Origin of the sequence: Citrobacter sp. Cpo100, from assembly GCF_030332595.1 — a bacterium.
Taxonomy (GTDB): Bacteria; Pseudomonadota; Gammaproteobacteria; order Enterobacterales; family Enterobacteriaceae; genus Citrobacter; species Citrobacter portucalensis.
Map to the genome: position 1 here is coordinate 298,691 of NZ_JAOWHM010000037.1, position 21,507 is coordinate 320,197.

25 protein-coding genes and 1 pseudogene are annotated in these 21,507 nt (G+C 51.4%); 15 read left to right on the plus strand and 11 right to left on the minus strand.

Annotated features, from left to right (window positions below; all coding sequences use genetic code 11):
* Position 1 precedes the first annotated feature (1 nt).
* From sapD to sapA, 4 genes are read right to left on the minus strand one after another with little or no spacing between them, the layout of a single operon-like run.
* Positions 2 to 994 (minus strand): peptide ABC transporter ATP-binding protein SapD, encoded by a 993-nt coding sequence (sapD, locus tag OGX96_RS16995; protein ID WP_003020556.1) that lies wholly within the window; start codon positions 992 to 994, stop codon positions 2 to 4.
* Positions 994 to 1,884 carry a peptide ABC transporter permease SapC gene (sapC, locus tag OGX96_RS17000; protein WP_003833291.1) on the minus strand — a complete coding sequence of 297 codons (891 nt, stop codon included), beginning with the start codon at positions 1,882 to 1,884 and terminating at the stop codon, positions 994 to 996. Before sapC ends, sapD begins: the two co-directional genes overlap by 1 nt.
* A complete protein-coding gene (gene sapB / locus OGX96_RS17005; RefSeq protein ID WP_003020545.1) occupies positions 1,871 to 2,836 on the minus strand; it encodes a peptide ABC transporter permease SapB in 966 nt (321 codons plus the stop codon). Before sapB ends, sapC begins: the two co-directional genes overlap by 14 nt.
* Entirely contained in the window at positions 2,833 to 4,476 is a 1,644-nt protein-coding gene (sapA, locus tag OGX96_RS17010; protein ID WP_003833288.1) for an ABC transporter substrate-binding protein SapA, read from the minus strand. Before sapA ends, sapB begins: the two co-directional genes overlap by 4 nt.
* 534 nt (positions 4,477 to 5,010) lie before the next feature.
* Here sapA and OGX96_RS17015 point away from each other — a divergent pair.
* Positions 5,011 to 5,463 (plus strand): SgcJ/EcaC family oxidoreductase, encoded by a 453-nt coding sequence (locus OGX96_RS17015; protein ID WP_003833285.1) that lies wholly within the window; start codon positions 5,011 to 5,013, stop codon positions 5,461 to 5,463.
* A gap of 41 nt (positions 5,464 to 5,504) precedes the next feature.
* Here the strand turns inward: OGX96_RS17015 and OGX96_RS17020 are convergent, their stop codons facing one another.
* Both OGX96_RS17020 and pspF read right to left on the minus strand, forming a co-directional pair.
* Positions 5,505 to 6,149, minus strand: a complete 645-nt coding sequence (locus tag OGX96_RS17020; RefSeq protein WP_063865782.1) for a quinolone resistance pentapeptide repeat protein QnrB13 — start codon at positions 6,147 to 6,149, stop codon at positions 5,505 to 5,507.
* A gap of 94 nt (positions 6,150 to 6,243) precedes the next feature.
* Positions 6,244 to 7,233 (minus strand): phage shock protein operon transcriptional activator, encoded by a 990-nt coding sequence (pspF, locus tag OGX96_RS17025; RefSeq protein ID WP_167819984.1) that lies wholly within the window; start codon positions 7,231 to 7,233, stop codon positions 6,244 to 6,246.
* Positions 7,234 to 7,388: 155 nt separating this feature from the next.
* Between pspF and pspA the strand changes: the two genes are divergently transcribed.
* The 4 genes from pspA to pspD are packed head-to-tail and all read left to right on the plus strand — an operon-like array spanning position 7,389 to position 8,934.
* Positions 7,389 to 8,057, plus strand: coding sequence for a phage shock protein PspA (pspA, locus tag OGX96_RS17030; RefSeq protein ID WP_003020532.1), 669 nt, complete (start codon positions 7,389 to 7,391; stop codon positions 8,055 to 8,057).
* A gap of 54 nt (positions 8,058 to 8,111) precedes the next feature.
* Positions 8,112 to 8,336: an envelope stress response membrane protein PspB gene (gene pspB / locus OGX96_RS17035; RefSeq protein WP_003020509.1), complete on the plus strand. Its 225-nt coding sequence runs from the start codon at positions 8,112 to 8,114 to the stop codon at positions 8,334 to 8,336.
* Positions 8,336 to 8,695, plus strand: coding sequence for an envelope stress response membrane protein PspC (gene pspC / locus OGX96_RS17040; protein WP_003020497.1), 360 nt, complete (start codon positions 8,336 to 8,338; stop codon positions 8,693 to 8,695). The genes pspB and pspC overlap by 1 nt, the downstream gene beginning before the upstream one ends.
* A gap of 8 nt (positions 8,696 to 8,703) precedes the next feature.
* Positions 8,704 to 8,934, plus strand: coding sequence for a phage shock protein PspD (pspD, locus tag OGX96_RS17045; RefSeq protein ID WP_003833267.1), 231 nt, complete (start codon positions 8,704 to 8,706; stop codon positions 8,932 to 8,934).
* Between the two features lie 165 nt (positions 8,935 to 9,099).
* On the opposite strand, the pseudogene OGX96_RS17050 reads toward pspD, so the two are convergent.
* A pseudogene (locus OGX96_RS17050) lies at positions 9,100 to 9,225 on the minus strand (LacI family DNA-binding transcriptional regulator); the annotation flags it as partial.
* Between the two features lie 155 nt (positions 9,226 to 9,380).
* Here OGX96_RS17050 and pspE point away from each other — a divergent pair.
* From pspE to tyrR, 4 genes are all read left to right on the plus strand, one after another.
* On the plus strand, positions 9,381 to 9,698 hold the full coding sequence (gene pspE / locus OGX96_RS17055) for a thiosulfate sulfurtransferase PspE (RefSeq protein WP_008784913.1): 318 nt from the start codon (positions 9,381 to 9,383) through the stop codon (positions 9,696 to 9,698).
* A 142-nt stretch (positions 9,699 to 9,840) separates the two neighbouring features.
* Positions 9,841 to 11,238 carry a YcjX family GTP-binding protein gene (locus OGX96_RS17060; protein WP_003833262.1) on the plus strand — a complete coding sequence of 466 codons (1,398 nt, stop codon included), beginning with the start codon at positions 9,841 to 9,843 and terminating at the stop codon, positions 11,236 to 11,238.
* A complete protein-coding gene (locus OGX96_RS17065) occupies positions 11,235 to 12,296 on the plus strand; it encodes a YcjF family protein (protein ID WP_286583683.1) in 1,062 nt (353 codons plus the stop codon). Before OGX96_RS17060 ends, OGX96_RS17065 begins: the two co-directional genes overlap by 4 nt.
* Before the next feature lie 147 nt (positions 12,297 to 12,443).
* A complete protein-coding gene (gene tyrR, locus OGX96_RS17070; protein ID WP_008784910.1) occupies positions 12,444 to 13,988 on the plus strand; it encodes a transcriptional regulator TyrR in 1,545 nt (514 codons plus the stop codon).
* Between the two features lie 53 nt (positions 13,989 to 14,041).
* Here tyrR and tpx read toward each other — a convergent pair whose 3' ends face one another.
* Complete coding sequence (gene tpx / locus OGX96_RS17075; RefSeq protein ID WP_003020437.1) at positions 14,042 to 14,548, minus strand: thiol peroxidase; 507 nt, start codon at positions 14,546 to 14,548, stop codon at positions 14,042 to 14,044.
* 115 nt (positions 14,549 to 14,663) lie between these two features.
* On the opposite strand from tpx, the gene ycjG reads away from it, so the two are divergent.
* Positions 14,664 to 15,629: an L-Ala-D/L-Glu epimerase gene (gene ycjG, locus OGX96_RS17080; protein ID WP_008784909.1), complete on the plus strand. Its 966-nt coding sequence runs from the start codon at positions 14,664 to 14,666 to the stop codon at positions 15,627 to 15,629.
* Here the strand turns inward: ycjG and mpaA are convergent.
* Positions 15,604 to 16,332 (minus strand): murein tripeptide amidase MpaA, encoded by a 729-nt coding sequence (gene mpaA / locus OGX96_RS17085; protein ID WP_048216283.1) that lies wholly within the window; start codon positions 16,330 to 16,332, stop codon positions 15,604 to 15,606. The two genes, ycjG and mpaA, sit on opposite strands and share 26 nt — an antisense overlap.
* Before the next feature lie 184 nt (positions 16,333 to 16,516).
* On the opposite strand from mpaA, the gene mppA reads away from it, so the two are divergent.
* Positions 16,517 to 18,130 (plus strand): murein tripeptide ABC transporter substrate-binding protein MppA, encoded by a 1,614-nt coding sequence (gene mppA, locus OGX96_RS17090; RefSeq protein WP_008784907.1) that lies wholly within the window; start codon positions 16,517 to 16,519, stop codon positions 18,128 to 18,130.
* A gap of 37 nt (positions 18,131 to 18,167) precedes the next feature.
* On the opposite strand, the gene OGX96_RS17095 is transcribed toward mppA, so the two are convergent.
* Positions 18,168 to 18,731, minus strand: a complete 564-nt coding sequence (locus tag OGX96_RS17095) for a MarR family winged helix-turn-helix transcriptional regulator (protein ID WP_008784906.1) — start codon at positions 18,729 to 18,731, stop codon at positions 18,168 to 18,170.
* Positions 18,732 to 18,845: 114 nt separating this feature from the next.
* Here OGX96_RS17095 and OGX96_RS17100 point away from each other — a divergent pair, with 114 nt between their 5' ends.
* Together OGX96_RS17100 and OGX96_RS17105 are read left to right on the plus strand one after the other, a co-directional pair.
* A complete protein-coding gene (locus OGX96_RS17100) occupies positions 18,846 to 19,076 on the plus strand; it encodes a glutaredoxin family protein (RefSeq protein WP_008784905.1) in 231 nt (76 codons plus the stop codon).
* A 66-nt stretch (positions 19,077 to 19,142) separates the two neighbouring features.
* On the plus strand, positions 19,143 to 19,427 hold the full coding sequence (locus tag OGX96_RS17105; protein WP_100272389.1) for a Rho-binding antiterminator: 285 nt from the start codon (positions 19,143 to 19,145) through the stop codon (positions 19,425 to 19,427).
* Here the strand turns inward: OGX96_RS17105 and OGX96_RS17110 are convergent.
* Positions 19,424 to 20,194, minus strand: a complete 771-nt coding sequence (locus OGX96_RS17110) for a DeoR/GlpR family DNA-binding transcription regulator (protein WP_008784903.1) — start codon at positions 20,192 to 20,194, stop codon at positions 19,424 to 19,426. The two genes, OGX96_RS17105 and OGX96_RS17110, sit on opposite strands and share 4 nt — an antisense overlap.
* 120 nt (positions 20,195 to 20,314) lie before the next feature.
* Between OGX96_RS17110 and OGX96_RS17115 the strand changes: the two genes are divergently transcribed.
* Together OGX96_RS17115 and OGX96_RS17120 are read left to right on the plus strand one after the other, a co-directional pair.
* Positions 20,315 to 20,698 carry a VOC family protein gene (locus OGX96_RS17115; protein ID WP_048235289.1) on the plus strand — a complete coding sequence of 128 codons (384 nt, stop codon included), beginning with the start codon at positions 20,315 to 20,317 and terminating at the stop codon, positions 20,696 to 20,698.
* 171 nt (positions 20,699 to 20,869) lie between these two features.
* The gene (locus OGX96_RS17120) at positions 20,870 to 21,499 is read left to right on the plus strand and encodes a carboxymuconolactone decarboxylase family protein (protein WP_502872656.1); all 630 of its coding nucleotides are present in this window, start codon (positions 20,870 to 20,872) and stop codon (positions 21,497 to 21,499) included.
* Positions 21,500 to 21,507 lie beyond the last annotated feature (8 nt).

Sequence of the window (21,507 nt, forward strand, 5' to 3'; positions counted from 1 at the left end):
CTCACTCTCTCTCCATGTTCAGCGGGAAATGACAGGCGTAGAGATGATTTTTTGCTCCGGTCAGTCTTGGGGTTTCAATACATTCGCGTTGTGCATAAGGACAGCGTGGCCCCAGACGGCAGCCGATGGGTAATTGTTCCAGCAATGGAATAGCTCCTGGCATGGTATTCAGGCGGCTTTTGTGCGGCATTGCGCTACCAAAATCCGGAATAGCGCGAATCAACGCTTGAGTATAAGGATGATGAGGAATGGTCACCAAATCTTTACTTGGCGCGGTTTCGACCGTTTGTCCGCAGTACATCACGTTGATTTTGTCAGCCCACTGGCTGAGCATTTGCAGGTCATGGCTTATCAACAAAATGGTAGTATTGCTGTTTTGATTCAGACGGGTTAGCAGACGGAAAATTTGCGCCTGGGTGGTTGGCTCCATCGCGTTCGTTGGTTCATCGGCAATCAGCAAACGCGGCTGATTCGCTAATGCGATAGCGATCATGACCTTCTGGCATTCGCCATCGGTCAGCTCATATGGAAAGCTGCGCATGGCGTCTTTATGGTCTTTTATCCCGACGCGGTGCAAGAGTTCAATCGCACGGCGTTTGCGCCAACCGATGCGCTGCCACCAGCGACCTTTGTAGGTCCATGCCGGAATATTTTGCATCAGTTGACGTCCGATACGCTCGGACGGATCGAGACATGACTGCGGCTCCTGAAAGATCATGGAGACGTTATGACCGACCAATTTGCGTCGTTCACGCGCCGAAAGGCGTAGCAGATCGATATCATCAAAACGCATACGGTCTGCGGTTACGCGCCAGTTATCTTTAGCAACCCCGCAAATGGCCTTAGCGATCAGACTTTTGCCTGATCCAGATTCACCGACCAGCCCGCGGATTTCACCCTCATTCAAGGTCATGCTGACACGATCAACAGCCTTAACCCAGTCGTCACCGGTTCTGAATTCAATGGTCAGGTTGCGGATATCCAGTAATGGCATTACTCCACCCCCGCAATAATTGCGCGGCGCACGCCGTCACCCAGTAGGTTAACCAACAACACGCTTATCATAATTGCCGCGCCTGGCAGCATCACCGTCCACGGTGCGACATAAATCAGCTCCAGCGCGTCGCCGAGCATGGCTCCCCATTCCGGGGACGGCAGCTGTGCGCCAAGGTCGAGAAAACCCAGCGCGGCGATATCCAGAATCGCCATCGACAGTGCGCGGGTGATTTCAGTAATAAGGCCAGCGGTAATATTGGGCAGAACGGCGAACCACAGAATATTCAGTGTGGTTGCACCGTCCAGGCGAGCGGCAATGACGTACTCTTTCTCCAGCTCGTCATGCACCATGCTGTAAACGGAGCGCACCATGCGCGGCAGCAGCGCCAGCCAGACGGCAAACATGGCGTGTGTCAGATGCGGCCCGGCAAAGGCCACCACAATAATCGCCAGCAGCAGAGAAGGGATCGACAGCAGGGTGTCCAGAATGTGGTTCAGCACCGCAGAGCGCAAGCCGTGCGTCGCACCGGCAACTACGCCCAATACCAGGCCACACAGCGTGGCGGCAAGAGTGACGACAAACGCGCCGCCAACGGTCGGGGCCGCGCCGCTGAGCAGACGGCTTAAAACGTCACGTCCCAGATCGTCAGTCCCAAGGAAGAATGAGACTTCGCCATAGCGCGACCATGACGGCGGTAAAAGCTGATAGCCGAGAAATTGCTGATCGATGCCGTAAGGGGCAAACCAACCACCAAAAATACACAGAATAGCCAGTCCCGCACAGCCGTACAGGCCGATCATCGCAGTCGCATCGCCATAGAAATTGCGCCATGCGGTGCGCAACGTACCTGGCGGGCGTTTTTCGCTGTAGACGCTATCGTAAGGCATACCATTCCTTATGTTTCAGAGGGTTAGCCATAGCACCCAAAATATCAGAGATGACGTTAACGATAATAACCAGTGAGCCAATCACCATCACGCCCGCTGAAATCGCCGCGTAATCCTGCTGGCGAATCGCGTTAATCAGCCAACGGCCAAGACCTGGCCAGCTAAAGACCATCTCGGTGATCATCGCCAGCGTCAGCATGGTGGAAAACTGTAATCCCAGACGCGGGATCACCGGCGGAAGGGCGTTGTGCAGGACGTGACGACGCAGAATCGTTAATCGTGACAAACCGCGCGTGGCCGCCGCTTTGACGTAGTTCTGGTCAAAGACCTCAATGGTGCTGATACGCATCAGGCGGATGACTTCGGTGGTGGGCGCAACGGAGAGCGTCAGCACCGGGAGCACCATATGACGGATAGCGCTGACCAGCATTTCATCGCGCCAGGGCGAGTCGGAGATCCACGCATCAATAATGGCAAAACCGGTAACGGGTTTCACCTCGTAGAGAAGATCAAAACGCCCGGAAACGGGTAACCAGCCGAGGGTCAGCGAGAAGAGCAATGTCAGCAGCAGCGCCAGCCAAAAAACGGGGATAGAAAACCCCATCAGAGCCAATGCGCTGATGCAGCGGTCCTGCCATTTGTTCCGCGTGATACCGGCCAGCATACCAACGGGGATCCCAACCATTAGTGCAAAACCAAAGGCAAGAATGCACAGTTCCATTGTGGCCGGGAACACCTCTTTCAGCTGCTCTGAGATCAACTGACCGTTGATACTGGATACGCCGAAATCCCAGTGAATGAGACCATTGAACCAGAATACCCAAGCGTTCCACAGCGATGCACCCTGTAACGGCGCATGAGGTGTGAAGTAGCTCAGGCTGAAGCCAATAAAGGTCAGGAAGAACAGGGTTACCAGTAGCAATAAAAATCGACGCAAGGTGAAGATAATCATGGTTTTTTCACCTCATCTTTCTTTTCCCTGGACACGCCGGCAAAAGAGGCATTACCGAATGGACTGAGCACCAACCCTTTGATGTCGTAGCGGTAAGCCTGTAGACGCAGTGAAGAGGCCAGTGGCAGGATCGGTAACTCTTGGGCAAGAATATTTTGCGCTTCGTCATAGGCATCAATTCGCGATGAAAGCTGCTGCGAAGAGAGAGCCTTGCGCAGAATGCTGTCAAACTGCGGATTACACCAGTGGGCAAAGTTGGTCTGTGAATTGATGGCGGCACAGCTGAGCAACGGCCGGAAAAAACTGTCAGGATCGTTACTGTCCGTTGCCCAGCCGGATAACGTCAGATCATGGTTCATATCCATTAATCTCGCCTCCTGAAAACGACCTTCTACCGGGATGATCTTCACTTTCACACCCACCTGAGCCATATCTGCCTGAATCAGCTCGGCGGTTTTCAGCGGACTGGGGTTCCAGGCCTGAGAGCTGGTAGGGACCCAAAGTTGTAACGTCAGATTCTCCAGCCCCAGCGCTTTTAGCTGCTCGCGCGATTTTGCCGGGTTGTATTCTGTAATTTTAGCTTCGTTATCATAAGCCCACGAGGCGCGAGGCAAAATAGATGCCGCGGTTTCTGCCGTCCCGTAGTAGATAGACTGCATTAAGCGCTGGTTGTTGATTGCTAGCGCCAGCGCATGCCGCACGGCAGGGTTATTCAACGGCGGTTTATTGGTGTTGAACGCCAGATAGGCAATGTTCATCCCCGGGCGCAGCGTCAGACGCAGGCGAGGGTCATCACGCAATATGCTGAGCTGGCTGGCGGCAGGCCAGGCCAGGACGTCACATTCGCCAGTGAGTAATTTCGATAAGCGTCCGGTTCCACCAGAGCCGAGATCCACTACGACCTGCGGCATCAGGGGGGTACCACGCCAGAATTTTTCATGTCGCTGCAACCGAATATATTGGCCAGCACGATTCTCTGAAAGCTGGTACGGGCCTGTGCCGACGGGTTGTCTGTCGAGCAACTCCTGGCGATCCTGTTTTGCCAGATTAGCGGCATATTCGGCCGACATTACGGAGGCATAGTGTGTGGCAAGGTGCCACATAAAGGAGGCATCCGGTTGCGTTAAGCGGAATTCAACGGTGTTGTTGTCCAGTTTGCGCACGCTTTGGACGTTATCGGCAAACTGCAGGCTGTCGAAGTAGGGGAAACTGCTGCCGTTCACATTGTGCCACGGATGGTGGCGATCAAAGATGCGCTCGAAGGTAAACACCACATCGTCTGCATTCAGTTTGCGGGTGGGGGTGAACCAGGCAGTCTTCTGAAACTGTACGTCACGACGAAGATGGAAGCGGTAGGTTGCGCCGTTATCCAGAACCTCCCAGCTTTCAGCAAGCTCAGGCACCAGCCGATAGGTGTAGGGATCTACATCAAGCAGTCGGTCATACAATTGGGCCGCTAACGTATCGACGATGAGACCGCTGCTCGTTTTTTGTGGGTTGAACGTATTGACTTGCCCGCTGACGCAATAGACAAACCCACTGTCACGGATATCAGCGTGCGGAGCTTGCTCAGGCGCAGCAGCAGCCTGACCACTCAGAAATCCAGCCATCACGATCAGAGATGATAAAACCAGGCGCATAATTTTAATGGATTATATAAAGAGGCTATCTTACTAATACTTAATGACATTTGCCATTACCGTTTGTTTTTGGGAGTAACAGGCTCAATAAGCGCGAGTTCAACACCGCGACATGGTCAAAATTCATACCTGCTATCCACTTTGAATCTACTCTGTTAACTATCTTAGCATTTTCATGGCCCATCTGACTTGCTATAAACGTGGGGGCGTACCTGTCGTTGTTTACTGATTGATATCAGTGTGTGCTCGGAAGATGGAGTATGGCATCGATGACGAAGTGTGGAGCGAGCATTTAGAGTGTCACTATCAATGCTGAACTATAATCATTCAGGAAGCAGTACACGTTATATGAGTTGTAATAGCTAAAGTATCTATAATTATTTCAATATGTTAATTCCATTTTTTCTTCATGGCATCTTAATCTTCTCACCCATTTATGGTGATGATTTCCATTGGTTATTAAATGCATTTTGGCTTTGATCCTGGTTATGAACGGTTTTCTGTTGCCATTTAACTTCTAATGGAATGAATTGTATGAATAAATTACTGAGCCTTGTTGTTTCACTTGCCCTATTGCCTGGAGCCGTTTTTGCAGCGTCGACTCCAGACTGTGTGAAGGTGAATAAAGCGCAAATCGAAGCGCTATTTGATAAGTGGAACGAGTCATTGAAAACAGGTAACGCGCAGACGGTATCTGAAAATTATCTTAGCGATGCGGTATTGTTGCCTACTGTATCCAATAAAGCGCGTTTAACGGACGCTGAACGTGTTGATTATTTCGAGCATTTTCTTGCGAAAAAGCCGACCGGGAAAATTGACATGCGTACCATTCGCCTGGGGTGTAATAAGGCGATAGACACCGGTACTTACACATTTACCTTCGCGGACAAATCAACGGTTTCAGCCCGCTACACATTCACTTATGCATGGGACGGTAAAGAGTGGAAAATTTCCACACACCACTCTTCAGCGATGCCTGAAGGGTAAAAAGCTGTGCAGGGGGCGGAATATTCACCGCTCCCTGAAGACTAGCCAATAATCGCGATTCCAAGACGTTCCATGAGCAACGATGCCTGGTAGTTGTCCAACTTAACGCCTTGTAAATCAACGCGCCGAATATCTAAGTCACCCAACTCCGAATTGGTCAGATCGCAATGTGTGAAGTTTGCTGCTCGCCAGTCGAAAGTCGAAAACTCGCCGCCGGAGAGATCTGAACCACTGAACGTCGCGCCCAGTACCTGGGCCCCCATCCAACGGTTTTCCCACAGCTCACACTTTTCCAACACGACTTTCGAAAAATTGGCGTAGCTTAGATTTGTGTTAGTGATATATGCACTGCAAAACCAGGTGCGAGTAGTGATCATATTCATAAAACTTGCGCCGCGAAAATCTGCGCCTTGCGCACGACAGTGGCGAATTTCAATGCCAAGCGCACTGGCATTGCGAAAATCCGCCATGGATAAATCACAGCTTTTAAAAATGGCATCTTTCAGCATCGCACGACTAAAATTGCACCCTTTCTGGCTTTCACGATCATAGAACTGACAGCCGATAAATTCAGTGCCGCTCAGGTCGGCACCTGAAAAATCACAGTTAAAAAATGTACTATTTTCAATTTTCTCACCGGTGAAGCGGTTTCTGTCAATTTTTTCGCCAACGAGTGCCAGTGCCATATTTGTACCTGTTTTTTTATACAGTAATGGCGTCATGGTAAACCCTGATGAGGTTATGCGTCAAATCCGCCAATATGACATCTGCAAATGTGCGTTAAATCTGGTGTTTTTTCAGCAAAGCGCGAAGCTGATGGTAAGTCAGACCCAGTAATTCAGCGGCTTTTTTCTGGTTAAATTTTGCCTGCTGTAAGCTGGTTTGTAGAAAGTCTTTCTCTTGCTGCTGCTGGAATTCACGCAGATCCAGCGGTAAACCTACAGACATCGGTTTAGTTTCCGACGCCTGCGGCTGAGTAGTGTGGCGGCGGAAGGGGTCAATGATTATCTCATCCAGCGGGTAATCACTGGTTCCATGCCGGTAAACGGATCGCTCCACGACGTTTTTCAGTTCACGAATATTGCCCGGCCAACGATAGTGGAGGAGAGTTTCTCTGGCCTCGGCACTAAAACCCGGAAACAGAGGTAATCCGATCTCGCGGCACATCTGAATGGCAAAATGCTCGGCCATTAACATAATGTCACTTTGACGCTCGCGTAACGGTGGGAGTTGCACCACGTCAAAGGCCAGGCGATCCAGCAGGTCCGCGCGGAAAGTGCCTTCGCTGACCATGCGAGGTAAGTCGGCATTGGTCGCACAAACAAGTCGTACGTTAACTTGCAACGGCTGGCTGCCACCAACGCGCTCCAGCTCGCCATATTCAATAACCCGCAGTAATTTTTCCTGTACCAACATCGGGGCGGTTGCCAGTTCATCGAGAAACAGCGTACCGCCGTCGGCGCGTTCGAAACGTCCTGGATGGCGTTTTTGCGCGCCGGTAAAGGCACCCGCTTCGTGACCAAACAGTTCGGAATCAAGCAAATTTTCGTTTAGAGCCGCGCAGTTAAGCGAAATAAACGGGCCTTGCCAGCGGGTGGAGAGGTAGTGCAGGCGGTTGGCAATAAGTTCTTTCCCGGTCCCGCGCTCACCTATAACCAGTACAGGTTTATCCAGCGGTGCCAGATGAGAAACCTGCTCCAGCACTTCAATAAAGCTGTTCGCTTCACCCAGAAGATTATCTTTGTATCCAGCCATGATGAAATTCACCATTTGTTAGTGTTATTCACCAATTTACCCTAATTTTCGCAACAGGTAAAATTAGATATAATTATTAGAATCAATTAGATAAAAAGTTGGCACGCCAAGTGCATTACGAAAACAGCAGGGCATAGCCCGATATCAGAACAGTAAGTGAGGATTACATTATGGGTATTTTTTCTCGTTTTGCCGACATCGTGAACGCCAACATTAATGCGTTGCTGGAAAAGGCTGAAGATCCGCAGAAACTGGTGCGGTTGATGATCCAGGAAATGGAAGACACGCTGGTTGAGGTACGTTCTAACTCAGCGCGTGCGCTGGCAGAAAAGAAACAATTATCTCGCCGTATCGAACAGGCCAGTGCCCAACAGGCAGAGTGGCAGGAAAAAGCAGAACTAGCGCTGCGTAAAGAGAAAGAAGATCTGGCGCGTTCTGCGTTAATTGAAAAGCAGAAACTGACCGATTTAATTGCCTCTCTGGAGCATGAGGTGACGCTGGTTGACGATACGCTGGCGCGTATGAAAAAAGAGATCGGTGAGCTGGAAAATAAACTCAGTGAAACCCGTGCTCGTCAGCAGGCGTTGATGTTGCGTCATCAGGCAGCGAGTTCTTCGCGTGATGTCCGTCGTCAACTGGACAGCGGTAAACTCGATGAAGCGATGGCGCGCTTTGAATCTTTCGAGCGTCGTATCGATCAGATGGAAGCCGAGGCTGAAAGCCATAACTTCGGTAAACAGAAGTCTCTGGATCAGCAATTTGCTGACCTGAAAGCAGATGATGAAATCAGCGAGCAGCTGGCGCAACTTAAAGCCAAAATGCAGCAAGACAAGCAATAATAACATCTGGCGGCGCCCGAACGCGCCGCCGCTCATCACCTGTAAGGAGTACTCATGAGCGCGCTATTTCTGGCTATCCCGTTAACCATCTTTGTGTTGTTCGTTTTACCGATTTGGCTCTGGCTGCACTACAGCAACCGTTCCAGTCGTGGCGAACTGTCGCAAAGTGAACAGCAACGCCTGGTTGAACTCAACGATGACGCACAGCGGATGCGCGAGCGCATTCAGGCGCTGGAAGACATCCTCGATGCTGAACATCCAAACTGGAGGGACCGCTAATGGGAGGCGTTAACCTGAACAAAAAACTGTGGCGTATTCCGCAGCAGGGCATGGTGAAGGGGGTTTGCGCAGGTATTGCGCATTATCTCGATGTGCCTGTGAAGCTGGTACGGATCCTGGTGGTGTTGTCAGTCTTTTTTGGCCTGGCCTTTTTCACCTTCGTCGCCTACATCGTGCTGACCTTTGTGTTGGATCCGATGCCGGACAATGTGGTTTCCGGCGAGCAGCAGCCATCAAGCGGTGAGCTGTTGGATGCCGTCGATCGCGAGCTGGCGGCTAGTGAAAAGCGTTTACGTGAAATGGAGCGTTATGTGACGTCCGATACTTTTTCCTTACGTAGTCGCTTCCGTCAATTGTGAGGACAGAAATGAACAATCGCTGGCAACGTGCCGGGCAAAGGGTTAAGCCGGGCTTTAAAATAGCAGGTAAGCTGGTGCTTCTGACCGCGCTGCGCTACGGCCCGGCGGGTGTAGCAGGGTGGGCGGTGAAGTCCGTCGCCCGACGCCCGCTAAAAATGCTGCTGGCGTTGGTTCTGGAACCGGTGTTGAGTCGGGCTGCGGCAAAATTGTCGAAACGCTATTCAGGTAATCAACCCTGATATTTGAATCAGCAAAAGCAAGCAACAATTAATCAACATTCCCTCAGTTAATTTGCGGCAGCTCACAAATATAATTTGGGGGCTGTCAGAATTCTTTTGGGTTGTTACCACGGGTATTGAGGGTGAACTAAAAAATCTATTTCGCAGGGCATTAATACCCAGGTTTTATATCAGGAAGTCGGTCAGCAATATTTGTGTTCCTATCGTGATATTCTGTAATCCTTTCTCACCTGCAATCAGATTAAATAATAAATTACAGCTTTGCTCACCTAATTGTTGGGTAGGAACATCAAATGCGGGTAGAAAAATCAACAGGCTAACTGCAGCATGGGTAACCTGAGGAACAATCGTCCGCGCCTGCAGACGGTGATAATGCGGTCGCAATATTTTCTTAAGAACTGGCGTATAGTGTAGAGGTAAATCCAACTATCAGTCAGGAAGATATTATGTTGAAAAAAGGTGTATTAGCGTTGGCTCTGGTCATCGGCATGCCGGTTTACGCAGCCGAACACTGGATCGATGTTCGCGTTCCTGAACAGTACCAACAGCAGCATATTCAGGGGGCCGTCAATATTCCGTTAAAAGAAATGAAGGCACGTATTGCAGCTGAAGTTCCTGATAAGAACGACACTGTGAAGCTGTACTGCAACTCCGGGCGTCAATCGGGACAAGCGAAGGATATGTTGACTGAAATGGGCTATACGCAGGTGACGAATGAAGGTGGCATCAACCAGATCTCGCTTCCTAAAGTAGAGAATAAATAAGCCGTACGCAGTTCTTCTGCTCCTGGCGGTAAGAATAATGCCGCCAGGTACCGCCCAGGTAGTTGATAAGTAAGAATTGACCCCTATCTTTACTTCCTGTTTGTTATAATTTCTTCGGTTCCTTCAGCAAAACGGGATGGCGATGAAGCGACTTAAAAATGAACTCAATTCGCTGGTTAATCGCGGCGTAGACCGGCATTTACGCCTGGCTGTCACCGGACTTAGCCGCAGCGGTAAGACGGCGTTTATCACTGCGATGGTAAACCAGTTACTCAATATTCATGCCGGTGCGCGTCTGCCGTTGCTCAGCTGCGTGCGCGAAGAGCGTTTGCTCGGCGTAAAACGGGTTCCTCAACGCGATTTTGGCATTCCGCGCTTTACCTATGATGAGGGACTGGCGCAACTGTACGGCTCTCCGCCAACCTGGCCGACCCCTACGCGCGGCGTGAGTGAAATACGTCTGGCGCTGCGCTATAAATCCAATGACTCTTTACTGCGCCACTTTAAAGACACCTCCACGCTGTACCTGGAGATCGTCGATTATCCGGGGGAGTGGCTGCTCGATTTACCGATGCTTGCCCAGGATTATCTGAGCTGGTCGCGGCAAATGACCGGATTATTGCAGGGGCAGCGGGGCGAATGGTCGGCAAAATGGCGGCAGTTATGCCAGGGGCTGGATCCGTTGGCGCCTGCTGATGAAAACCGTCTGGCGGAAATTGCTGCCGCCTGGACGGAGTATCTGCATCAGTGTAAACAGCAGGGCCTGCATTTTATTCAACCGGGCCGTTTTGTCCTGCCCGGGGATATGGCGGGCGCGCCTGCGCTGCAATTCTTCCCGTGGCCGGATGTCGATGCCTGGGGGGAATCAAAGCTGGCGCAGGCTGACAAACACACCAACGCGGGCATGTTGCGCGAAAGATTCAATTATTACTGCGAAAAGGTCGTCAAAGGGTTTTATAAGAATCACTTCCTGCGCTTTGACCGCCAGATTGTGCTGGTCGATTGCCTGCAGCCGCTCAACAGCGGGCCACAGGCGTTCAACGACATGCGTCTGGCGCTTACCCAGTTGATGCAAAGCTTCCATTACGGGCAGCGTACGCTGTTTCGTCGGCTATTTTCTCCAGTGATCGACAAGCTGCTGTTTGCCGCCACCAAAGCCGACCACGTCACGGTCGATCAGCACGCCAATATGGTGTCGTTATTGCAGCAACTGATCCAGGACGCATGGCAAAACGCGGCGTTCGAAGGTATCAGCATGGATTGTCTGGGGCTGGCATCGGTGCAGGCAACCACCAGCGGCTTGATCGACGTGAAAGGTGAAAAGATCCCGGCGCTGCGTGGTAATCGTCTGAGCGATGGCGAACCGCTAACCGTTTATCCGGGGGAAGTGCCCGCGCGACTGCCAGGACAGGCGTTCTGGGACAGCCAGGGCTTTCAGTTTGAGGCGTTTCGCCCGCAGGTTATGGATGTCGATAAACCCTTACCGCATATCCGCCTTGATGCCGCGCTGGAGTTTTTAATAGGAGATAAATTGCGATGAGCGAGCCGTTAAAACCGCGTATCGATTTCTCAGGTCCGCTGGACGTGGAACAAAACACGGCGTTTAAAGCGCAGCAAATGTTCAATGAGACGGAGGCGCAGACTTTTTCTCCAGCGAAAGTGGATGAACCCCTGGAAGACGAAGGTCAGGCGGAGGCCGTCATTGATGCGGCCTTACGCCCCAAACGCAGTCTGTGGCGCAAGATGGTGATGGGCGGGCTGGCGCTGTTTGGCGTAAGCGTTGTTGCTCAGGGTGTGCAGTGGACCATGAACGCCTGGCAGACTCAGGACTGGGTCGCGCTGGGAGGATGTGCCGCAGGCGCATTGATTATCGGCGCAGGTGTCGGATCGGTGGCGACCGAGTGGCGCAGATTGTGGCGATTGCGTCAGCGCGCGCACGAACGTGATGAAGCGCGAGACTTGCTCCACAGCCATGGAACCGGAAAAGGTCGTGCATTTTGTGAAAAACTGGCGCAGCAGGCTGGTATCGATCAGTCGCATCCGGCTCTACAGCGTTGGTATGCCTCAATTCATGAAACGCAGAACGATCGCGAAGTGGTCAGCCTGTATGCCCATCTTGTGCAGCCGGTACTGGATGCGCAAGCCCGGCGTGAGATCAGTCGTTCAGCGGCAGAGTCCACGCTGATGATTGCAGTCAGTCCGTTGGCGCTGGTGGATATGGCGTTTATCGCCTGGCGAAATCTGCGGCTGATTAATCGCATTGCATCGCTGTATGGCATTGAACTTGGTTATTACAGCCGTCTGCGCCTGTTCCGCCTGGTGCTGCTGAATATCGCTTTTGCCGGGGCCAGTGAGCTGGTGCGGGAAGTAGGGATGGACTGGATGTCGCAGGATTTAGCCGCCCGCTTATCAACGCGTGCCGCACAGGGCATTGGCGCGGGGTTATTAACGGCGCGTCTGGGCATTAAAGCTATGGAACTTTGCCGACCGCTGCCGTGGATCGATGATGATAAGCCACGACTGGGCGATTTTCGCCGTCAACTGATTGGTCAGGTGAAAGAGACCTTACAAAAGAACAAATCTCAGCGCGAAAGTTAGCTAAAAAACAGGCGCCGATCGTATAACTTTACGCCCCGGCGCCCAATTTTCCAGCGCGCTGTCAATATTTGTTGACAGAGTTCTTCCTGCGAACCAAATACTGTCTTATCATTTACTACATAATCCCTTGTCCTGATGAAGGTTCCTATGCGTTTGGAAGTCTTTTGTGAAGACCGTCTTGGTCTGACCCGCGAACTGCTCGATTTACTGGTGCTGAGAAGCATTGATTTACGCGGTATCGAGATTGACCCCATCGGACGGATTTACCTTAATTTTGCGGAGCTGGAGTTCACCAACTTCAGCAGCCTGATGGCTGAAATTCGCCGTATTTCAGGGGTTACGGATGTGCGCACCGTGCCCTGGATGCCTTCTGAACGTGAACATCTGGCGCTAAGTGCGCTGCTTGAAGCGTTGCCTGAGCCGGTCCTTTCTCTTGATATGAAAAGCAAAGTTGAGATGGCGAACCCTGCGAGCTGTCAACTTTTTGCGCACACCCAGGAGCGGATGCGCAACCATACCGCAGCCCAGTTAATCAATGGGTTTAACTTCCAGCGCTGGCTGGAAAGCAATCCGCAGGATTCCCATAGCGAACATGTCGTGATTAACGGGCAGAATTTCCTGATGGAAATTACGCCTGTCCATTTGCAGGGCGAAAATCAGGAGCAGATGCTGACCGGCGCGGTGGTGATGTTGCGCTCCACCATCCGAATGGGACGTCAGCTGCAAAATATGACAACGCAGGATCTCAGCGCGTTTAGCCAGATTATTGCCGTCAGCGCCAAAATGAAACACGTCGTAGAACAAGCGCGCAAGCTGGCGACGCTGAGCGCACCGCTGCTGATTACTGGTAATACCGGCACCGGCAAAGATCTCTTTGCTCACGCCTGCCATCTGGCAAGCCCACGTGCATCGAAACCGTATCTGGCGCTGAACTGCGCGTCAATCCCTGAAGATGCGGTTGAAAGCGAGCTGTTTGGCCATGCGCCGGAAGGTAAAAAAGGGTTCTTTGAACAGGCGAATGGCGGTTCGGTTCTGTTAGATGAAATTGGCGAAATGTCGCCGCGTATGCAGACCAAATTGCTGCGTTTTCTCAATGACGGTACGTTCCGTCGCGTGGGAGAAGATCACGAAGTTCATGTTGATGTCCGTGTGATTTGCGCGACGCAAAAGAACCTTGTGGAGCTGGTGCAGAAAGGACTTTTCCGTGAAGACCTCTATTATCGTCTGAATGTACTGACGTTAAACCTGCCGCCGCTGCGCGATTGCCCACAAGATATTATGCCGCTCACCGAACTGTTCGTGGCGCGTTTTGCCGATGAGCAGGGCGTGCCGCGTCCGAAGCTGTCCGCCGATCTCAGCACGGTGTTAACCCGTTACGGTTGGCCGGGCAACGTGCGTCAGCTTAAAAACGCTATCTACCGGGCGTTGACCCAGCTTGAAGGCTATGAGCTACGGCCGCAGGATATTTTACTGCCGGATTATGATGCGGCAACGGTTGCGGTCGGAGAAGAGGTGATGGAAGGGTCGCTGGATGAAATTACCAGCCGCTTTGAACGCTCCGTGCTGACGCAGCTGTATATGAATTATCCCAGCACGCGCAAGCTGGCCAAGCGCCTCGGCGTTTCGCATACCGCGATTGCCAATAAATTGCGCGAGTACGGCCTGAGCCAACAGAAAAAAAGCGAAGAGTAATGCCGTAAATGAAAATGCCTCCATCCGGAGGCATTTTTGTATGCAAACGCAGCTTACGCTTTCAGTACGTCCAGCGCCGCTGTGTAGTCTGGTTCGTTGGTGATTTCATTGACCAGTTGGCTGAAGACGACGTTGTCATTTTCATCGATAACAACTACGGCACGTGCGGCCAGACCTTTCAACGGGCCTTCAGCGATTTCAACACCGTAGTTTTTCAGGAATTCTGCGTTGCGCAGGGTGGACAGCGTGATAACGTTGCTCAGACCTTCCGCGCCGCAAAAACGAGAGTGGGCGAATGGCAGGTCGGCCGAAATACACAGTACGACGGTATTGTCGATTTCTGTCGCCAGTTGGTTAAACTTACGTACCGATGCCGCGCAAACGCCAGTATCGATGCTTGGGAAAATATTCAGCACTTTGCGCTTGCCTGCAAACTGGCCCAGCGTAACGTCAGACAGGTCTTTAGCCACAAGGGTAAAAGCCTGAGCTTTGCTTCCAGCCTGAGGAATGGAGCCGGCAACTGCAACCGGGTTGCCCTGGAAATGAACGGTTTGTGACATGGTTATCTTCCTGTTTACATATAGTTAACGTCGAGGCTAGTTTATGCCATCAACAGTTAACACGGCAAACGCTATTTGCGGATATCCGCTTCAGGGACTGCATTAAGGAAAACAAATGAGAACAGTTAAGGTATATGAGGAAGCCTGGCCGCTGCACACTCCCTTTGTCATCGCCCGTGGGAGCAGGACCGAAGCGCATGTGGTTGTCGTCGAATTGACAGAAAATGGCGTCACAGGTATTGGCGAGTGCACACCGTACCCGCGCTACGGTGAAAGCGATGCCTCTGTTCTGGCGCAAATTATGAGCATTGCGCCACAGCTGGAAAACGGACTTACGCGTGAAGAGCTGCAAAAGCTGCTGCCAGCAGGGGCTGCGCGAAATGCCGTAGACTGCGCGTTGTGGGATCTGAGTGCGCGTCAACAGCAGAAGTCGCTGGCGGAATTGGTGGGAAGTGAACTGGCGGAAGTGGTGACGACGGCGCAAACAGTGGTGATTGGCTCGCCGGAACAAATGGCTGCGAGCGCGGCTGCGCTGTGGGGAAATGGCGCAAAACTGCTGAAAGTTAAACTGGATGCTCGCTTGATTAGTGAGCGGATGGTTGCCATTCGTGCGGCTGTTCCTGACGCTACGATTATTGTCGACGCCAATGAATCCTGGCGGGCAGAAGGCCTTGCGGCACGCTGTCAGCTGTTGGCTGATTTAGGGGTGGCAATGCTGGAGCAGCCGCTGCCGGCTCAGGATGATGCCGCGCTGGAGAATTTTGTGCATCCGCTGCCCATCTGCGCAGATGAAAGTTGCCACACTCGCAGTAGCCTGAAAGCGCTGCACGGACGCTATGAAATGGTCAATATCAAACTGGACAAAACAGGCGGTCTGACGGAGGCACTGGCGCTGGCAACGGAAGCCCGCGAGCAGGGATTTGCGCTGATGCTGGGCTGCATGCTGTGTACCTCCCGGGCTATCGGTGCGGCGTTACCGCTTACGCCGCAGGTTAACTTTGCCGATCTTGATGGCCCTACCTGGCTTGCCAGCGATGCGGAGCCAGCCCTGCATTTTACGACCGGGCAGCTCCATCTCTAGGGTGCCAGCGCAGCAGATTGGACATGGCCAGCAGGTATTTTTCGCTCGCTTCATCCGATGAAATGGGCGGAAATTCGGCGGTTATGCAGTGTAAATTCAGGTCTGCGCACCAGCTCCCAAAAGAGCCGGGCGTTTCATAACCTACGCTGGTGACCAGAGGCAATTCAAACGACTGTGCCAGCCACGAACCCAGCTCGCTGCTTCTGGGATCTTCAATACAGGCCAGTGGATCGTGAAAAGAGACTACCCAGGCGGGATGAATTCGGTGAATAAGCTGACACAACGCCTGGGTTTCTGGTTCTGAACCCGGACTTTCGCCGGTCAACAACACCACATCACGCTCTTCTGCGCTACTGTTCCAGCGGTACACCGTTTCTCCCGCTTTCCAGTTTGCGGCGGGAAAATTACGGTTCAGATCGACGCCGTTCGCATTTGCGCGCAGTCCAAGCTGGCAACCGTCAGGGTTTACGGCCAGCACCACATGGTGGCGACGCAGGGAAGGGTTAAGCGTACGCAATGCGCAGGAAAGGGTAACGATAGAGGAGTTTTCGTCGCCGTGCGTTCCCGCCAGTATCAGGCCGCTTTCACGATCGGCTGCCAGTGCAGGAAACCAGATTAGCGGTGCGCCTAACAAGGAACGTCCGTAATGTTCGGTTCCAGGTGGGAATGCGCCGCGCTCGGCACGGGGACGGGTAACGGTCATAGTCATCTCTGAATGCTTGGATTGTTACTCGCAGTGTTGTGCAAAATGTATGGATAATCAAATCGTTTTCACACACTTATCTTTTCAGGTGTAATATCACTTTCTTGTCGGAAGTTAATTGCATTTCCTGCTGGCGATACAAATAATTACACATTCACTTAGTAGCCGGAATTGAGGGTATCTTATGCAGCATTCTGTTTCAGTAACCTGTTGTGCGTTGTTGGTTAGCAGCATTTCTTTATCCTGGGCTGCTGATGTTCCCAGCGGAACGGTACTGGCAGAGAAACAAGAACTGGTGCGTCATATAAAAGACGAACCGGCGTCGCTTGATCCGGCAAAAGCCGTCGGGCTGCCTGAAATACAGGTTATTCGTGATCTATTTGAAGGGCTGGTCAACCAGAATGAGAAGGGTGAGATCGTGCCTGGCGTCGCTACCCAGTGGAAGAGTAACGATAACCGCATCTGGACGTTTACGCTGCGTGACAATGCGCAATGGGCCGATGGTACGCCGGTAACGGCGCAGGATTTTGTCTATAGCTGGCAGCGTCTGGTTGATCCAAAAACGCTGTCGCCGTTTGCCTGGTTTGCGGCGCTGGCGGGAATTAATAATGCTCAGGCTATTATCGATGGCAAAGCCACGCCTGATAAACTTGGCGTTAGTGCTGTCGATGCACGGACATTGAAAGTTCAACTGGATAAACCGCTGCCCTGGTTTGCCAATCTGACAGCGAGTTTTGCATTCTATCCGGTACAAAAAGCTAACGTTGAGAGCGGCAAAGAGTGGACCAAACCAGGCAATCTTATTGGTAACGGCGCCTATGTGCTCAAAGATCGCGTCGTGAACGAAAAACTGGAAGTGGTGCCGAACACGCATTATTGGGACAACGCCAAAACAGTGTTGCAAAAAGTCACCTTCCTGCCGATCAACCAGGAGTCAGCTGCGACCAAGCGCTATCTTGCGGGTGATATTGATATCACGGAATCCTTCCCGAAAAATATGTATCAGAAACTGTTGAAGGATATCCCGGGTCAGGTTTACACCCCGCCGCAGCTTGGTACTTATTATTATGCTTTCAATACCCAGAAGGGACCGACCGCCGATTCACGCGTGCGGCTGGCACTCAGCATGACTATCGATCGTCGTCTGATGGCGGAGAAGGTATTGGGTACAGGTGAGAAGCCGGCATGGCATTTTACGCCGGATGTAACGGCAGGATTTGTGCCGGAACCTTCACCGTTTGAGCAAATGAGTCAGGAAGAACTGAACGCGCAGGCAAAAACGCTGCTGCGTGCGGCGGGCTATGGCCCACAGAAACCGCTTAAACTGACGCTGCTGTACAACACCTCAGAAAATCATCAGAAGATTGCTATCGCAGTGGCTTCTATGTGGAAGAAGAACCTCGGTGTTGACGTAAAACTGCAGAATCAGGAATGGAAAACGTATATCGACAGCCGTAATACCGGTAATTTTGATGTGATCCGCGCCTCATGGGTGGGTGACTACAATGAGCCTTCTACGTTCTTGTCGCTATTAACATCGACCCATACGGGCAATATCTCCCGCTTTAATGATCCGGCGTACGACAAAGTGTTGACCCAGGCAACTCTGGAGAATACAGAGAAAGCGCGCAATGCCGATTATAACGCCGCGGAGAAAATTCTGATGGAACAGGCACCTATTGCACCGATTTATCAGTATACCAACGGGCGTTTAATTAAACCGTGGCTGAAAGGGTATCCGATTACTAACCCTGAAGATGTGGCCTATAGCCGCACAATGTATATCGTTAAGCACTAACAGAGATAATGGCTGGTGTGATTTTGCACCAGCCATTTTATGTTTCCGGCGGCTGATGCTCCCGGCAAATCAGCAATGAATCTTCTTCACTCAATCTCTCTTTCGTCAGATTACAAAATCCCTGACCATCAATTTTTTGGTGGAAGCGACAGCTATGGCAAAGTCCAAAGCCAGGCACATTGTTGGTCCTCTGGATCCCGCGTAACAGTTCTAACAGCAGCTCTCTGAGCACGATCGCCCGTTCACCCATTGCCGATTCACCCTCCACTAAAAACGTTGGCGGGAGCAGGGCGTCCAGTAAGGTATTGGCCGACTCACTTAAGTGTAGATGGACGCTACGTTTATCACGGTCATCCGGCTTGCGAACAATCAACCCTTTGTTTTCCAAAAGCTTCAGCGATTGTGACACGGTACCTTTGGTGAGCCCAAGGTAGTCCGTTACGCCAAGCGGCGTATTGGAATAACGGTTGCAACGGGCCAGATACATTAACGCGCTAAGTTGTACTGGCTGGAGATCCGCCAGTAAAGGATGCTGGCGAAACCACATCCTTGTCAGGCTGGAAAGCCGGTCAAGTACGTCGAAAAGTGACATGTCGGGCATAACAAATCCTCCTCGGCATATAGTATCGATTAAAAACTATATTGACAAAGGATAAAAGCAGCGTAGCATAAATTATAGTATCGAATCGATACTATAATTTAAAGGAGATGTATCATGACTAAAGCTCGTTTCTATCATGCAGGTTGCCCGGTTTGTGTTTCCGCAGAACAGACACTTCTGCAGCATTTGTCTGCAGATGTTGAAATCGATGTGGTTCATCTGGGAGAGCAACCTGATCGGGTTGCTGAGGCTGAAGTGGCTGGCGTGAAATCTGTTCCGGCGCTGGTGATTGACGGCAATGTGCTGCATATTAATTTCGGCGCTCCCATTGAAGCGTTGAAATAGCTGGATAGTTCGGGAAGTTGCGTTGGCGATTTCCCGAATATACAAGACGTTGGGGAAGGTAGCATGATGAAAACGACCGAAGAGTATCACCCGATAGATTGCGATCTTCATGATTATCTGGAAATCGCCTGCATGTACCACTATTGGTTGCGCATTGAACTAACGGATGGCACATGTTTTGATGCTAAAGCGCTGACAACGTGTACCACCGTGGAAAAAGAAGAATTTCTGGTAGTGGAACAATCTGAAAACCAGCAAAAAATCCGTCTGGATTATCTGTCAGCGATCATCGCGCTGACGCCAGGAGCGACGTTTAGCACAGTAAATTTTCAGCGGGCCTACCGCGGTTAGACGGTATAAATTCGAATGTCGTGCGCCTGGAACGCTGTGGCGTACTCTTTGCTGATGTTGTCCTCTACAACAATCACATCGATATTGCTGCTTTCGGTAACGACATATCGGGCGACGGCTGGGATTTTTTCAGCCGTTAGCGCGACGATAGTTTCATTACATTGTTTAATCACCGCTTTTTTGAATTCACAATCCGCATAATCAAATCCCGTTAAGCCGGATTCAGGCGACATCGCGCAGCCGCCAATAAATCCCTGATCGAATAAAATGTCCTGCACTTGTGCGATGGCGGAAGCTCCCACGCACCCACCTGAAGATCTCTGCACCACGCCACCCAGCATAATGACTTCAAACAGCGGTTTTTTTAGCAAAACGGCGGCAATCTCCGGTGAATTTGTCACCACGGTTAACGCCAGTTCGGCGGGCAGAGCTTCTGCCATTGCCAGATTGGTGCTACCCGTGTCGATAAAAATACAGCTTCCAGATTTGACCAGTCGGGCACATCTCTGCGCGATGTTGCTCTTTTTGGCTACATTAATACTCTTGCGTACGTCGATGTCTTCGGATTCAGGGAGTGTAATGACCGCGCCACCATAGACTTTTTTACACACGCCATCTTTGCTCAATTCATGCAAATCACGACGAATTGTGTGTTCAGAAACACCTAATCGGTTAGCAAGTTCAGAACAAATGACCCTGCCGTTTTCTTGCAGGATCTGAAAGATAAGCGCCTGGCGCTGTTCCGGGAATGCGGCGTAATCGAGCATGGATACTCCAGGTGAAATAAACATCGAGCAATAGAGTGCATGATCGTGCATTATGATTAACGATGTCAACATCCCTTACAGGGGCCGTACTATTCTGGATACAACGGGAAGAGGTTCGCTATGAAGATTGCGCATATGGCGTTATGGACACAGGATCTCGAGCAGCAAGCTCGCTTCTGGGTCTCGTTTTTTGACGGCAAGATCAACGAGAAATACCGCAGTAAAACCAATCCTGGGTTTGAATCTTATTTTGTCAAAATTGGCGAGGAAATTGCGATTGAGTTAATGACCAAACCGGGTCTTATCGGGCAGCAACCTGACAATAATCGTTGCGGATGGGTACACCTCGCCATTTCTGTTGGCGGCAATGAAAATGTTGATGCCATTGCAATGCAAGCGCAGGGACAGGGGATATTAGTCTCAGGTCCGCGCACTACTGGCGATGGTTATTACGAAGCGGTGATAAAAGATCCTGACGGCAATTTAATCGAGATTGTGGCGTAAGTCTTCAATCAGTTACCTGCAAATAAAGAGTACCTGCTGCTGATTATTAATGAGTACAGCTCATAAGTTTGTCCTTCTTTTCCTCTCTAATCACCGACACGTCGAGTCTCTATAATTTTACTGTTTTCAGCCCCCGGTGGTGCAATGTTGCCACCATTTGGAGAGTCGAATATGCAATACCAACTGGATGCCAGACAACAGGCAATCATTCCCATTGCGGCATTCACTGCCACAGGACAGATGGAAAAGCTGGACGTCGCGCTCAACGCCGGACTGGATGCGAGACTCACGCTCAATGAAGTAAAAGAGATCCTGCTACAGCTCTACGCATACTGCGGTTTCCCTCGCAGCCTGAACGGTCTGTCCTGCTTTATGTCGGTGGTGAAAAGTCGAAGCGAGAAAGGGCTTTCAGACGACGAAGGTAGAACGGCCACGCCGCCACCTGCAGACTGGAACAGTGTTCAGGCTGGGAGCCTAACTCAGATGCAACTGGTTGGACAGCCTGTAAGCGGTCCGCTGTTTGACTTTGCACCCGCTATTGATGTCTGGCTTAAAGCACATCTGTTTGGCGATATTTTTCAGCGAGATGTACTTGACTGGCAGGACCGTGAATGGGTGACCGTTTCGGCGCTGGCCGTTCTGGGCGGCGTTAACAGCCAGCTGAAAAGCCATTTTGCGATATGCCTTAACATCGGGATCCTCCCTGAGCAACTCAGTGAGTTTATTACGATACTCGAACAGCACTGTGGAGCCGGGATTGGGGAAAATGCCCGTACGGTTCTTGATGAATGTCTGGTATGAACACCGCG

Coding starts and splice junctions, on each gene's coding strand:
- OGX96_RS17015 (WP_003833285.1), top strand. CDS start 5,011: ATGAATAAATTACTGAGCCTTGTTGTTTCACTTGCCCTATTGCCTGGA.
- sapC (WP_003833291.1), bottom strand. CDS start 1,884: ATGCCTTACGATAGCGTCTACAGCGAAAAACGCCCGCCAGGTACGTTG.
- pspF (WP_167819984.1), bottom strand. CDS start 7,233: ATGGTGAATTTCATCATGGCTGGATACAAAGATAATCTTCTGGGTGAA.
- pspA (WP_003020532.1), top strand. CDS start 7,389: ATGGGTATTTTTTCTCGTTTTGCCGACATCGTGAACGCCAACATTAAT.
- sapD (WP_003020556.1), bottom strand. CDS start 994: ATGCCATTACTGGATATCCGCAACCTGACCATTGAATTCAGAACCGGT.
- OGX96_RS17105 (WP_100272389.1), top strand. CDS start 19,143: ATGAAAACGACCGAAGAGTATCACCCGATAGATTGCGATCTTCATGAT.
- OGX96_RS17100 (WP_008784905.1), top strand. CDS start 18,846: ATGACTAAAGCTCGTTTCTATCATGCAGGTTGCCCGGTTTGTGTTTCC.
- pspE (WP_008784913.1), top strand. CDS start 9,381: ATGTTGAAAAAAGGTGTATTAGCGTTGGCTCTGGTCATCGGCATGCCG.
- mppA (WP_008784907.1), top strand. CDS start 16,517: ATGCAGCATTCTGTTTCAGTAACCTGTTGTGCGTTGTTGGTTAGCAGC.
- tyrR (WP_008784910.1), top strand. CDS start 12,444: ATGCGTTTGGAAGTCTTTTGTGAAGACCGTCTTGGTCTGACCCGCGAA.
- pspC (WP_003020497.1), top strand. CDS start 8,336: ATGGGAGGCGTTAACCTGAACAAAAAACTGTGGCGTATTCCGCAGCAG.
- OGX96_RS17110 (WP_008784903.1), bottom strand. CDS start 20,194: ATGCTCGATTACGCCGCATTCCCGGAACAGCGCCAGGCGCTTATCTTT.
- tpx (WP_003020437.1), bottom strand. CDS start 14,548: ATGTCACAAACCGTTCATTTCCAGGGCAACCCGGTTGCAGTTGCCGGC.
- sapA (WP_003833288.1), bottom strand. CDS start 4,476: ATGCGCCTGGTTTTATCATCTCTGATCGTGATGGCTGGATTTCTGAGT.
- OGX96_RS17065 (WP_286583683.1), top strand. CDS start 11,235: ATGAGCGAGCCGTTAAAACCGCGTATCGATTTCTCAGGTCCGCTGGAC.
- sapB (WP_003020545.1), bottom strand. CDS start 2,836: ATGATTATCTTCACCTTGCGTCGATTTTTATTGCTACTGGTAACCCTG.
- OGX96_RS17120 (WP_502872656.1), top strand. CDS start 20,870: ATGCAATACCAACTGGATGCCAGACAACAGGCAATCATTCCCATTGCG.
- OGX96_RS17060 (WP_003833262.1), top strand. CDS start 9,841: ATGAAGCGACTTAAAAATGAACTCAATTCGCTGGTTAATCGCGGCGTA.
- pspB (WP_003020509.1), top strand. CDS start 8,112: ATGAGCGCGCTATTTCTGGCTATCCCGTTAACCATCTTTGTGTTGTTC.
- pspD (WP_003833267.1), top strand. CDS start 8,704: ATGAACAATCGCTGGCAACGTGCCGGGCAAAGGGTTAAGCCGGGCTTT.
- OGX96_RS17115 (WP_048235289.1), top strand. CDS start 20,315: ATGAAGATTGCGCATATGGCGTTATGGACACAGGATCTCGAGCAGCAA.
- OGX96_RS17095 (WP_008784906.1), bottom strand. CDS start 18,731: ATGCCCGACATGTCACTTTTCGACGTACTTGACCGGCTTTCCAGCCTG.
- OGX96_RS17020 (WP_063865782.1), bottom strand. CDS start 6,149: ATGGCACTGGCACTCGTTGGCGAAAAAATTGACAGAAACCGCTTCACC.
- mpaA (WP_048216283.1), bottom strand. CDS start 16,332: ATGACCGTTACCCGTCCCCGTGCCGAGCGCGGCGCATTCCCACCTGGA.
- ycjG (WP_008784909.1), top strand. CDS start 14,664: ATGAGAACAGTTAAGGTATATGAGGAAGCCTGGCCGCTGCACACTCCC.